Origin of the sequence: Bifidobacterium italicum, from assembly GCF_002286915.1 — a bacterium.
GTDB lineage: Bacteria > Actinomycetota > Actinomycetes > Actinomycetales > Bifidobacteriaceae > Bifidobacterium > Bifidobacterium italicum.
The window spans coordinates 22,559-34,943 of sequence record NZ_MVOG01000022.1 but is presented as its reverse complement, the minus strand read 5'-3'; the positions used below and the strand labels follow the sequence as shown (position 1 = coordinate 34,943).

Below are 12,385 nucleotides of genomic sequence, written 5' to 3'. Positions count from 1 at the left end.
CGCCGACGTCGTAGCGGAGTTTCGCGTCACTCGCCGTTCGCGACGGCGAGCGCCTCCTGAAGCGTGAACGCGCCCGCATAGAGCGACTTGCCGAGGATCGCCGAATCGACGCCGTAATCGGCGAGCGTGGCGATCGCGCGCAGGTCGTCGAGCTTCGCGATGCCGCCCGAGGCGGTCACTTTCGCGTCGGTGCGCTCGCCGACCTCGCGCAGCAGGTCGATGTTCGGGCCGCTCATCATGCCGTCGCGCGTCACGTCGGTGACGACGTAGCGTGAGCAGCCGGCGTCGTCGAGGAACTTCATCGTCTCGAAGAGGTCGCCGCCCTCCTTGACCCATCCGCGCGCGGCGAGCGTGTGGCCGCGCACGTCGAGGCCGACGGCGACGCGGTCGCCGAACTCGGCGATGACACGCGCCGTCCAGTCGGGGTTCTCGAGCGCGGCCGTGCCGATGTTGACGCGTGCGGCGCCGGCGTCGAGCGCCGCACGCAGCGAGTCGTCGTCGCGCACGCCGCCGGACATCTCGATGTTGACGCGGTCGCCGAGCTCGTGGACGATCGCGCGCAGCTGCGCGCGGTTGTCGCCGGTGCCGAATGCGGCGTCGAGATCGACGAGGTGGATCCACTGCGCGCCGGCGTCCACCCAGGTGCGGGCGGCCTCGAGCGGCGAGCCGTAGTCGGTCTCGGATCCGGATTCGCCCTGGCGCAGGCGCACGGCCTTGCCGTCACGCACGTCGACGGCGGGAAGAAGGGTCAATGGCATGGGTTTGTTTCCTTCGATCGGTTGAACGGATGGTCTGGATGTCTGGATGATGATGGTTGGTCGGCGTCCATGCGCCTCACAGCACGGAAGCCCAGTTGCGCAGCAGTCTGCCGCCGGCCTGCGCCGACTTCTCGGGATGGAACTGCGTCGCGAACAGCGGCCCGTGCTCGTAGGCGGCCACGAAGTGGCTGCGCCCGTAGTCGCACCAGGCGACGCGTTCGGGGGCGTCGCCGAAGTCGATCATGTATTCGCTCGTGTCGGCCGGCCGCACCTCATGCGCCGCGTACGAGTGCACATAGTAGAAGCGCTCATGCTCGATGCCGGCGAACAGGATCGAGCCGGCCGGCGCCTCGACCGTGTCCCAGCCCATGTGCGGCACGACGTCGGCGTCGAGCTTCGTGACGGCGCCGCCGATCAGGCCGAGTCCCTCGCTTTCCGCGCCATGCTCGTGACCCTCCTCGAACATGATCTGCTCGCCGACGCATACGCCGAGCACCGGGCGTTCGGCGCGCAGCCGGTCGTAGATGACGCGGTCGCCGCTGACCTTGCGCAGGCCCTCCATGCACGCGCCGAACGCGCCGACCCCGGGCACGACGAGGCCGTCCGCCTCGAGCGCCTGCCGGTAGTCCGAGGTCAGCGTCACGTCGAGCCCTTGGTCGGCGAGCGCGCGCACCATCGAGCGCACGTTGCCGAATCCGTAATCGAAAACGACCACCGTCTTCATCTTGTTCTGCCTTCCGCCTTTCGGATGTTCCTGTTCGTGGGTGCCGCGATCAACGCCGCGCCTCGTCGTCGGGCGGCATCGGATGCGCGCGCATGAAGGCGCGGATGCGCCGTTCGGCGTCCTGCGTCGTCGCGATCGACGCCGTGTCGACCGTCTCGTCCGCCTGCGCCTCGATGCCGGCGACGTCGACGAGGCCGATCATGTAGTCCTCGACGAAGGGCGCGAGCGTCGGGAACGCGAAGGGCGGCGGGATCTGCTCGACGGCCGCGCCGTCCGCGTAGATCGACGCCTCGATCTTGTCGGCGCGGTTGACGACGAGCAGCGCGTCCATGCCGGAGATGACCGTCGTCAGATCGTGGGCGGCCGTCTCCGGCGCGTTGCCTTCGAGGTCGCGCAGGATGGCGACGGCGCCGTAGCGGTCGCCGACGCACAACGCATCGACGTCGGCGAGCCGGCAGATCGCGGCGAAGAGCTCCGCGCTCGCCAGATGCGAGCACAGGACGGCGCATTTCGCCTTGTTGCCGAGGATGCCCTGCAGCTCGTCCTCGAAGTCGGCGCCGAGGACGTCGCCGGATCCGGCGGCCGCGTCGCCGCCGTCCGCCGGGGGCTGCGAGTCCGCGCCGTCCGTACCGGCGAACTCCTGCTCGAAGCCTTCGAGCGCGGCCTCGAGGTCGGCGTCGTCGAAATGCACGTCGTCGGGGTCGAAGCCGCCGTTGCCGTCCTTGTTGTCGTCGTCCGCCGCCATCACAGCGCGCCCTTCGTGCTCGGGACGCCGTCGACGCGCGGATCAGGCTCGATCGCGAAACGCAGCGCGCGTGCGAAGGCCTTGAACTCGGCCTCGGCGATGTGGTGCGGATCGCGGCCGGCGATGAGCTGCAGATGCAGGCAGATGTCGGCGTGGAACGCGATCGATTCCATGACGTGGCGCACGAGCGAGCCGGTGAAGTGGCCGCCGATCATCGCGTACTGGAAGCCTTCGGGCTCGCCGGTGCACACGCAGTACGGACGGCCGGAGACGTCGACGACGGCCTTCGCGAGCGCTTCGTCGAGCGGCACCGTCGCGTCGGCGAAGCGGCGGATGCCGCGCTTGTCGCCGAGCGCCTGCTTGAGCGCCTCGCCGAAGACGATCGCCGTGTCCTCGACCGTGTGATGCGCGTCGATGTCGGTGTCGCCGTGCGCGTCGATCCTCAGATCGATGAGCGAATGCTTGCCGAGCGCCGTCATCATATGGTTGTAGAACGGCACCGTCGTGTTGATCTCGGTCTTGCCGGTGCCGTCCAGATCGAGGCTCAGCTCGACCCTCGATTCGCTCGTTTCGCGCACGATCGTCGCGGTACGTGCCATCGTCGCGTCCCTCCTGACTGCTTGTCTGTGCTGTGGGTTGGTTGTGCGTCAGCGCGCCGCGCGCGCCTCGACGGCGCGCATCGATTCGACGAGCGCCTTGCGGAAGACCTTCATCTCCTCGTCGGTGCCCATGCATACGCGCAGCCAGCCTTCGGGGCCGACGACGCGGATGAGCACGCCGCGTTCGAGCATCTCGTCGAAGATCGCGCCGCGGTCGTCGAAGTGGCCGCCGAACATCAGGAAGTTCGACTGCGACGGCGCCACCTCGAGCGGCTTGCCGGCGTAGGTCTGCTCCCTGAGCCATGCGGCCGTCGCCTCGCGCGTGGCGCGCAGATGGCCGACTTGCGAGAGCTGCTCGTCGGTGTGGTCGAAGCCCGCGAGGGCGGCGGCCTGCGTGACGGCGGACAGATGATACGGCATGCGCACGATGCGCAGGCAGTCGATGATGCCCTTGCTCGCGGCGATGTAGCCGACGCGCGCGCCTGCGAAGGCGAAGGCCTTGCTCATCGTGCGGCTCACGGCGAGGTTCGTGTAGGTGCCGACGAGCGTCGTCGCCGACGGCGTGCCGGGGTCGCGGAACTCGATGTAGGCCTCGTCGACGACGACGATCGGGTGCACGCCGTCGGAGGCGCCGGCGACGCGCGCGTTCTGGCAATGGTCGAGGATGCGTTCGAGGTCGGGCATCGCCAGCGGCGTGCCGGTCGGGTTGTTCGGGCTCGTCAGCACTACCATCGACGGTTCGAGCGCGTCGATCGCGGCGATCGTCGCGTCGACGTCGAGCGTGAAGTCGGCGCGGCGCGGCGCCGTGTTCCACGTCGTGAACGTGTCGCGCGCGTACTCCGGGTACATCGAATAGGTCGGGTCGCAGCCGAGCGCGTTGCGCCCCGGGCCGCCGAAGGCCTGAAACAGCTGCAACATGATCTCGTTCGAGCCGTTCGCGCCCCACACCTCGTCGGTCGTCAGGTCGGCCTGCGACTCCTTGGCCAGGTAGTCGACGAAGGCCTGCCGCAGCTCGATGTGCTCACGGTCGGGATAACGGTTGAGGCCGACGGCCGCCTCGCGCACGCGCTTCTCGATGCTGCGCACGACGGCGTGGCTCGGCGGATACGGGTTCTCGTTGACGTTGAGGCACACCGGCACGTCGAGCTGCGGGGCGCCGTAGGGCTCCTCGCCGATCAGGTCGTTGCGCAACGGCAGGTTCGCCGGGATCGTCCCCTCGCTCATCGAAGGCCCGCCTCCTGTTCCTGGTCCTTGAGCGTCGCCTTGTCGTAGGGGTCGTCGACGAAACGGCTGAGCACGCTCTCGCCGTGCGCCGGCAGGTCCTCGGAGACGGCGAAGGCGTTGACGCGCGAAGCGAGCTCCTTGAGGCCCTGCTCGTCGTATTCGATGACCTCGACCGGCTTCATGAACGTGTGCACGCCGAGGCCGGCGGCGAAGCGCGCGGTGCCGGAGGTCGGCAGCACATGGTTCGAGCCGGACATGTAGTCGCCGAGCGGCACCGGCGAGTACGGGCCGCGGAAAATCGCCCCGGCGTTGCGGATCCGCGCGATGACGGCGTCCGGATCGGCGGTCTGCACCTCGAGGTGCTCGGCGGCGTAGGCGTTCGCGGCGTCGATCGACTGGTCGAGCGAATCGGTCAGGATGATGCCGGACTGGCGTCCCGACAGCGACGTGGCGACGCGTTCGGCGTGCTCGGTGCGCGGCACGCGCCTGAGGAGCGCGGCCTGCACGGCGTCGGCGAGCTCGGGGCTGTCGGTGATGAGCACGGAACCGGCAAGCTCGTCATGCTCGGCCTGGCCGATGAGGTCGGCGGCGACCCATTCGGGGTTCGCGTCCTTGTCGGCGATGATCGCGATCTCGGTCGGCCCGGCGACGGCGTCGATGCCGACGATGCCGGAGACGAGGCGCTTGGCCGTGGCTACGAAGATGTTGCCCGGTCCGGTGATCTTGTCGACCGGCTCGCACAGCACCGGGCTCGTCGGGTCGTCGACGTCGGTCGCGCCGTACGCGAACATCGCGATCGCCTGCGCGCCGCCGACCGCGTAGACCTCGTCGACGCCGAGCATCGCGCAGGTCGCGAGGATCGTCTTGTTCGGCCAGCCGTCCGGGTCGTTGCGGTTCGGCGGCGTGGCGATCGCGAGCGATTCGACGCCGGCGGCCTGCGCCGGGACGGCGTTCATGATGACCGAGCTCGGATAGACGGCCTTGCCGCCTGGCACATACAGGCCGACGCGCTGCACCGGAATCCAGCGTTCGGACACGCGGGCCCCGTCGGCGAGGTCGGTGTGGAAGTCCTCGGGGACCTGGTTCTGCGCGACGGCGCGGGCGCGGCGGATCGACTCCTCGATCGCGGCGCGCACCTCGGGATCGAGCTCGGCGACGGCGGCGTCCATGACGTCCGTCGGCACGCGCAGCGACTTCGGCACGACGTGGTCGAACTTCTCGGCGTACGCGCGCAGCGCCTTCGCCCCGTGCGCCCTGACGTCGTCGAGGATCGGCTGGACGAGCTCGGTGGCTTCGTCGGTGCCCATCTCGGCACGCGGCATCGCCTCGAGCATCTGGGCGCGGTTGAGTTCTTTTCCGCGCAGGTCAATGATGCGCATGTAGTTTTCTTCGCTCATAAGCCACTATCGTAACAACGGCCTGTCACGAGCATGATTCGCGCGCCGCCGTGTCTCACGATGTGGCTGCCGCACGGCGGCGCGCGGAGGCTCACGCGGACATCAGCGCCGACGGGCCGAAGATGATCTTGACGTCGGCGAACAGGCTCGTGTCGCGCGTGACGCGGAAGCGATCGCCCATCGTCAGCACCTGCGCGTCGCCGCGGTCGTCGAAGACGACGAGCTTGACCTCGCAGTAGCCGGGATGGTTCGTCAGCACGGCGCCGAGCTGTTCGAGACGGTCGCGCCGCAGGGCCCCGGCCGGCAGCGCGATGAGCACCGGACGCGCGTCCTCCGCCTCGAGCGATGGCACCTGCATCTCGGTGGCGCGCAGCGTGACGGTCTCGTCGCGCTCCTCGACCATGCCGCGCATCTGCACGACGGTGTCGACGGCGAGTTCGGCGGCGGCCGATTCGTAGACCTTGCCGAAGAGCATGCACTGAATCGAGCTCTCCATGTCCTCGATCGTCACGATCGCCCACGGGTTGCCCTTCTTCGACATGCGCCGGTCGACGTTCGTGATCAGGCCTGCGACCGTGACCTGCGTGCGTTCGGGCATCGTCGGCGCGCGGTCGATCAGATGCGCGATAGACATCTCGCGCAGCGCCGCCAGGATGCTCTGCATGCCCGAGAGCGGATGGTCGGAGACGTACAGGCCGAGCATGTCGCGCTCGTACTGCAGCTTCGTCTTCTTGTCCCATTCCTCGATGTCGGGGATCGTGACGGTCGCGTCGCCCAGCAGCGAAGGATCGTCGTCCCCGCCGCCGTCGAGGTCGGCGAACAGGTCGAACTGGCCGTTGGCCTGACGGCGTTTGAGGTCGACGACCGAGTCGATCGCGGCCTCGTGGATCGTGCACAGCGCGCGTCGGTTGGGGTTGACCGAATCGAAGGCGCCGCCCTTGATCAGCGACTCGACGAGGCGCTTGTTGAGCGCGGCGAGCGGCGCGCGGCGGATGTAGTCCATGAAGTCGACGTATTTGCCGCGCGTGCCGTTGCGTTCGGCGATGATCTCCTTGACGGCCGTTTCGCCGACGTTCCTGATCGCGCCCAGTCCGAAGCGCACGACGTCGCCGACGGCCGAGTATTCGAACACCGACTCGTTGATGTCCGGCAGCAGCACCTTGATGCCCATGCGCCGCGCCTCGCCGAGGTAGAGCGCCGTCTTGTCCTTGTTGCTCACCGCGCCCTGCAGCAGCGCGGCCATGAACTCGACCGGGTAATGCGTCTTGAGGTACGCGGTCCAGTACGAGATCAGCCCGTAGGCGGCCGAATGCGCCTTGTTGAACGCGTAGCCGGAGAACGGCACGAGCACGTCCCACACCGCCTGCGCCGCCTGTTCGGAATAGCCATGCGCCTTCATGCCCTCGAAGAACGGCACCTTCTCCTTGGCGAGCACCTCGGGCTTCTTCTTGCCCATCGCACGGCGCAGCACATCCGCCTTGCCGAGCGAATAGCCGGCCAGGATGCGCGCCGCCGACTGCACCTGCTCCTGGTAGACGATCAGGCCGTAGGTCTCGTCGAGCACCTCCTTGAGCGGCTCGGCGAGCTCCGGATGGATCGGCTCGATCTTCTGCAGCCCGTTCTTGCGCTTGGCGTAGTTCGTGTGCGAGTTCATATCCATCGGGCCCGGACGGTACAGCGCGATGAGCGCCGAGATGTCGTTGAAGTTGTCCGGCTTGAGCTGCTTGAGCAGCGCGCGCATGCCGTCCGAATCGAGCTGGAACACGCCGAGCGTGTCGCCGCGCGACAGCAGCTCGTAGGTCTCCTTGTCGTCGAGCGGGATCCTCGTGTAGTCGATCGGCTCCTTGCCGTTGGCCACGATGTTCTTCAGCGTGTCGCTGATCACCGTGAGGTTGGACAGGCCGAGGAAGTCCATCTTCACGAGGCCCAGCGTCTCGCAGGTATGGTACTCGAAGGTCGTCGTCACTGTGCCGTCGGTGCGCTCGAGCAGCGGCGACGTGTCGGTGATCGGCGCCGAGCCCATGATCGTCGCGCATGCGTGCACGCCGGTCTGGCGGATCAGCCCCTCGAGGCCCATCGCCTTGTCGGTGATCGCCTTCGCGTCCGGGTTCGACTCGTACAGCTCGCGGTACTCGCGCGCCTCGGCGTAGCGCTTCGACTTCGGGTCGAAGATGTCGTGCACCGAGATGTCCTTGCCTCCCGTGGCCGCCGGCGGCAGCGCCTTCGTGACCTTCTCGCCCATCGCGAACTCGTAGCCCATGATGCGCGCCGAGTCCTTGATCGCCTGCTTCGTCTTGATCGTGCCGTAGATCACGCACTGCGCGACCTTGTCGTGCCCGTACTTCTCGCCGCAGTACTCGATCACCTTGAGGCGCCCCTCCGGGTCGAAGTCGACGTCGATATCCGGCAGGCTCACACGCTCGGGGTTGAGGAAGCGCTCGAAGATCAGGCCGTGCTCCAGCGGATCGAGCTCGGTGATGCCCATCGCGTACGCGACCATCGAGCCTGCCGCCGAGCCGCGGCCCGGACCGACCATGATGTCATGGTCCTTCGCCCACTGGATGTAGTCGGCGACGACGAGGAAGTAGCCCGGGAACTGCATCTGGCAGATCACGCCGCACTCGTAGTCCGCCTGCGCGAGCACATGCGCCGGCACGTCGCCGTCGTAGCGGCGTTCGAGGCCCTCCTCGACCTTCTTGAGGAACAGCGACGTCTCGTCCCAGCCCTCCGGGCACGGGAACTTCGGCATGAACGCGCCGTCCTCGTGGTCGTCGAACATGACGTTGCAGCGCTCGGCCACCTCCAACGTGTTGTCGCACGCCTGCGGCAGGTCGCGGAACAGTTCGCGCATCTGCTCGGCCGTGCGCAGGTAGTAGCCTTCGCCGTCGAACTTGAAGCGGTCCGGGTCGTCGAGCCTCGAACCCGAGTTGATGCACAGCATCGCGTCCTGCGTGGCCGCGTCCCGCTCGAGCACGTAATGCGAGTCGTTCGTCGCGAGCAGCGGCGCACCGAGCTTGTCGGCGATCTCGAGCAGGTCCTCGGTGACCTTGCGCTCGATCTCGATGTTGTGGTCCATCAGCTCGATGAAGAAGTTGTCCCTGCCGTAGATGTCCTGCAGCTCGCCGGCGGCGCGCAGCGCCTCGTCGAACTGCCCGAGGCGCAGACGCGTCTGGATGATGCCCGAGGGGCAGCCCGAGCCGCAGATCACGCCTTTGCTGTAGGTGGACAGCACGTCCTTGTCCATGCGCGCATAACGCATGACACGGCCCTCGAGATTGGCGACCGACGACGCCTTCGTCAGGTTGACGAGGCCCTCGTCGTTCTCGGCCCACAGCGTCAGATGGGTGATCAGGCCGCCGCCGGAGACGTCGTCGCGCTTCTGGTCCTCGGTGCCCCAATGCACGCGGGTCTTGTCGCCGCGCGCCGTCTCCGGGGTCACATACGCCTCGATGCCGATGATCGGCTTGACGCCCTGGCCGATCGCCGTGCTCCACATCTCATAGGCGCCGTGCATGTTGCCGTGGTCGGTGATGCCGACGGCCGGCATCCCCAGCTCCTTGGCGCGCGCGACGAGATCGGGGATCTTCGAGGCGCCGTCGAGCAGCGAATAATGCGTGTGGTTGTGCAGATGGACGAAGTTCGCGGATTGAGCCATGCCCACCAATCTAGCGAACTTCGCTGACGCGTCTCAAGGGTCCGTGAGGCGATTCACGGCCGCCGCCGCGCGACACTCCGCGACGCGCCGAATCGCCCGGCGCCGGCGCACGGCTCAGTCTTCGTCGGCGCCGGCGTGGCGCGCGCGCAGTATTTCGAGCGCATGCTCGAGATCGGCCGGATACCGCGAGGTGACGACGGTGTTCAGATGCGTGCGCGGGTGGCGGAACTCGAGCTGCATCGCATGCAGCCATTGGCGTTCGAGTCCGAGCTCGGCCGACAGCTTCGGGTTCGCCCCGTACATCGCGTCGCCGACGAGCGGATGCCCGATCGACGAGAAGTGCACGCGGATCTGATGGGTGCGTCCGGTCTCCAGGTTGATCTTCGCGAGCGTCGCCTCGCCGAAGCGTTCGAGGACGTCCCAATGGGTGACCGCGTCCTTGCCCCCCGGCGTCACGCAGAAGCGGAAATCGGAGACCTTCGCACGCCCGATCGGCGCCTCGATCGTCGCCTTGTCCTCCTTGAGGTTGCCCTGGGCGATCGCATGGTAGGTCTTGACGACCTCATGTTCCGAGAACTGCCGGCGCATCTCCTTGTACGCGAGGTCGGACTTGCATACGAGCATGAGCCCGGACGTGCCGACGTCGAGCCTCGAGACGATCCCTTGGCGACCCGGGACGCCGAGCGCCGTGATCCGCACGCCGCGCTTGAGCAGCGAGCCGAGCACGGTCGGTCCGGTCCAGCCGACCGACATGTGCGCGGCGACGCCGACCGGCTTGTCCACGACGACGATGTCCTCGTCCTCGTAGACGATCGGCATGCCCTCGGCGATCGGCTCGGGCGCGCGCTGTTCGTCGACGAGGTCGAACTCGACGAGGTCGCCGTCCTGCAGCGTCGCCGACTTGCCGTGGTCACCCTGACGGCCGGCGATGCGCACCTGGTCGGTCTCGATCAGATCGGTCGCCTTCGCGCGCGAGATGCCGAGCATCTTCGCGACGGCGATGTCGAAGCGCCTGCCGATGAGCGTGTCCGGCGCCGGCACGACCTTCAGCATGTCCCCCCGTCCTTTCCGTTCGCCGCCTCGGCGTCGCCATGACCGCGGAACGGCACGTTGCACAGGATGAGCACGACGATGCCGACGCCGGCGACCATCAGGAAGACGTCCGCGACGTTGCCGACCGACCATCCATAGTCGAGGCAGTCGACGACCCTGCCGTTGAGGAACCCGTCCGCGTGGACGACGCGGTCGATGAGGTTGCCGAAGGCGCCGGCGAAGGCCAGCGCGAGGAACACGGTCCACGCCATCGACCGCGTGCGCAGCCCGAGCATGAGCAGCACGGCGCAGGCGACGACGGCCAGCAGCGCGATGAGCCACGTCATGTTCGAGCCCATGCCGAGCGAGGCGCCCGGGTTGTGCACGAGCGTGAACCTGAGCAGCCCGGGGATGACGACGATGGATTCGCCGTCGGCGAGCCGTGTCTGCGCGACCCACTTGGTCAGCTGGTCGACGACGATGGCGATGATGGCGATACACGCAAAGACGGCCACGCGGATACGCGGCCGTCTTTGCTCGCTGTTCGACTGATGGGTCACTGCGTCCCTCAGTTGTTCTTGTCCATGCTGTTGTAGTTGTTCGTGTCCGAGACCTGCGCCTGCAGCTGGGTGAGGAACTCGGTCAGGCGTGCGCGGTACTCGGTCTCGAACTGCTTGAGGCCCTGGATGTTGCCTTCGATGACCTTCGACTGCGTCTCGAGGTTCGTGCGCACCTGCGTCGCGTAGTCGTCGGCCGCCGTGCGGGTCTTCTCGTCATAGGCCAGGGCGCGCTGCTGCACTTCGCTCTCGTACTCGTCGAGCTCGGCGTGGCGGTCGACGACGTACTGGTCGGCCTCGCTCTTCTTCTGCTGGGCGTAGGTGTTGCCCTCGTCCTGCTTCTTCTGGGCGTATTCGTCGGCCTCGTGCGCCTTCGCGTCGGCGTAGGTGTTCGCCTCGTTCGTCTTCGTCTCCGCGTAGTCGTTCGCCTCCGCGGTCTTGTCGGCGACGTACTGGTCGGCCTCGGCATGCTTGTTCTGCATGTAGGTGTCGGCGTCCTGACGCGTCTTCGCGCTGTATTCATCGGCCTCGGTGCGCGTCTTCGCGCTGTAGTCGTCGGCCTCGGTGCGTGTCTTCGTCGAGTAGGCCTCGGCCTGCTCGTGCACGCTCCTGCCGTAGGCGTCCGCGTCGTCGCGAGTGCGCTTGCTGTAGGCGTCCGCCTCCTCGTGAACGCGCTTGTTGTAGTCGTCGGCCTCGGTGCGCGTGCGGTTCGAGTAGTCGTTGGCCTTGCCGATGAGCTCCTCGTACTTGCGCTGGCTCTGCTCGGTGATCTCCTTCGCCGTGGCCTTGCCCTTGTCGACGTACTGGTCGTGCAGCTGCATCGCGAGCGTGAGCATCGCCGTCGCGCGCTCCGGCTCGCTGTTGGCGGCGGCCGCTGCGCTCTTGATCTTCTGCAGGCTGCCGGTCTCGGTGTTCGGCTCGACCTTGGCGACCTGGTCGCGCAGCTGCTCCTCGCGCTGCTTCGACTCTTCGAGCTGCTTGCTCAGCTCGGCGATCTGCGCGTCCTGCTGCTGCGCGCGGATCGTCTGCTGATGCGCGGTGGACAGCTCGTGGCGCAGGTTTTCGCTGTCGGCGCGGAACTGGTCGCGCTGCTTCGTGACCTCGGCGAGCTGCGCCGCCAGATCAGGCTGCTCGGAGTTCTGCGCGGCCTGCGCGGTGAGCTGGTCGACCTGCGCGCTCAGGCGCTCGACCTGTGCCTTGAGCTGCTCGTTCTGCGAGGCGAGCGTGCGGTTCGTGTCCTCGGCCTCGGCGAGCTTGCCCTGCGCGGCCTGGGCGACCTGATTGGCCTGCGCGATCTGCGCCTGGGCCTGCTCGTCGGCGCCCTGCGCGGCCGCGACGCGCAGCGACTGGTTCTCGTTCTGCAGCTGCTGGATCTGGTTCGTCAGATCGGAGATCTTCGTGTTGAGTTCGGAAACGTCCGGGCCGAGCGCCTGGGTCGACTGGCTGCCTGCGACGGCCTGCTTGCCCAAAGCTTCGACGGTCTCGGTGACCTGATCGAGGAAGTCGTCGACCTCGTCAACGTCGTACCCTTCTTTGAAGCGCACCGTCTGGAAGGTGTGCTCCCTAATATCCTTAGGCGTCAAAAGAGCCATATATCTTGCACCTCGCTTTGGGTTACCACCCGGCTTAGTTGGACTTATTTGTTGATGCTAGCACGGGTTGCGTGCAAACAATCACGTTTCTGCGTATTTCCC

At 67.3% G+C, this 12,385-nt stretch carries 10 protein-coding genes; all 10 read right to left on the bottom strand.

Translation table 11 applies throughout. The features are described from left to right. Window positions 1-26: 26 nt before the first annotated feature. The 10 genes from priA to B1400_RS05880 all read right to left on the bottom strand — a co-directional run bounded on the left by priA (window position 27) and on the right by B1400_RS05880 (window position 12,283). Complete coding sequence (priA, locus tag B1400_RS05925; protein WP_095613509.1) at window positions 27-758, bottom strand: bifunctional 1-(5-phosphoribosyl)-5-((5-phosphoribosylamino)methylideneamino)imidazole-4-carboxamide isomerase/phosphoribosylanthranilate isomerase PriA; 732 nt, start codon at window positions 756-758, stop codon at window positions 27-29. Window positions 759-834: 76 nt separating this feature from the next. Next, window positions 835-1,482, bottom strand: coding sequence for an imidazole glycerol phosphate synthase subunit HisH (gene hisH, locus B1400_RS05920; RefSeq protein ID WP_095613508.1), 648 nt, complete (start codon window positions 1,480-1,482; stop codon window positions 835-837). Window positions 1,483-1,531: 49 nt separating this feature from the next. Continuing rightward, entirely contained in the window at window positions 1,532-2,227 is a 696-nt protein-coding gene (locus tag B1400_RS05915; protein WP_095613507.1) for a hypothetical protein, read from the bottom strand. Beyond that, window positions 2,227-2,826, bottom strand: a complete 600-nt coding sequence (hisB, locus tag B1400_RS05910; RefSeq protein WP_095613506.1) for an imidazoleglycerol-phosphate dehydratase HisB — start codon at window positions 2,824-2,826, stop codon at window positions 2,227-2,229. The genes B1400_RS05915 and hisB overlap by 1 nt, the downstream gene beginning before the upstream one ends. Before the next feature lie 48 nt (window positions 2,827-2,874). Beyond that, window positions 2,875-4,050: a histidinol-phosphate transaminase gene (locus B1400_RS05905; protein WP_095613505.1), complete on the bottom strand. Its 1,176-nt coding sequence runs from the start codon at window positions 4,048-4,050 to the stop codon at window positions 2,875-2,877. Next, on the bottom strand, window positions 4,047-5,447 hold the full coding sequence (hisD, locus tag B1400_RS05900; protein WP_095613504.1) for a histidinol dehydrogenase: 1,401 nt from the start codon (window positions 5,445-5,447) through the stop codon (window positions 4,047-4,049). The genes B1400_RS05905 and hisD overlap by 4 nt, the downstream gene beginning before the upstream one ends. Before the next feature lie 91 nt (window positions 5,448-5,538). Next, complete coding sequence (dnaE, locus tag B1400_RS05895; protein WP_095613511.1) at window positions 5,539-9,102, bottom strand: DNA polymerase III subunit alpha; 3,564 nt, start codon at window positions 9,100-9,102, stop codon at window positions 5,539-5,541. Between the two features lie 114 nt (window positions 9,103-9,216). Then, complete coding sequence (locus B1400_RS05890; RefSeq protein WP_095613503.1) at window positions 9,217-10,155, bottom strand: RluA family pseudouridine synthase; 939 nt, start codon at window positions 10,153-10,155, stop codon at window positions 9,217-9,219. Next, entirely contained in the window at window positions 10,149-10,694 is a 546-nt protein-coding gene (locus B1400_RS05885) for a signal peptidase II (protein ID WP_095613502.1), read from the bottom strand. The genes B1400_RS05890 and B1400_RS05885 overlap by 7 nt, the downstream gene beginning before the upstream one ends. 8 nt (window positions 10,695-10,702) lie before the next feature. Next, window positions 10,703-12,283, bottom strand: coding sequence for a DivIVA domain-containing protein (locus B1400_RS05880; protein ID WP_095613501.1), 1,581 nt, complete (start codon window positions 12,281-12,283; stop codon window positions 10,703-10,705). Window positions 12,284-12,385: the final 102 nt, after the last annotated feature.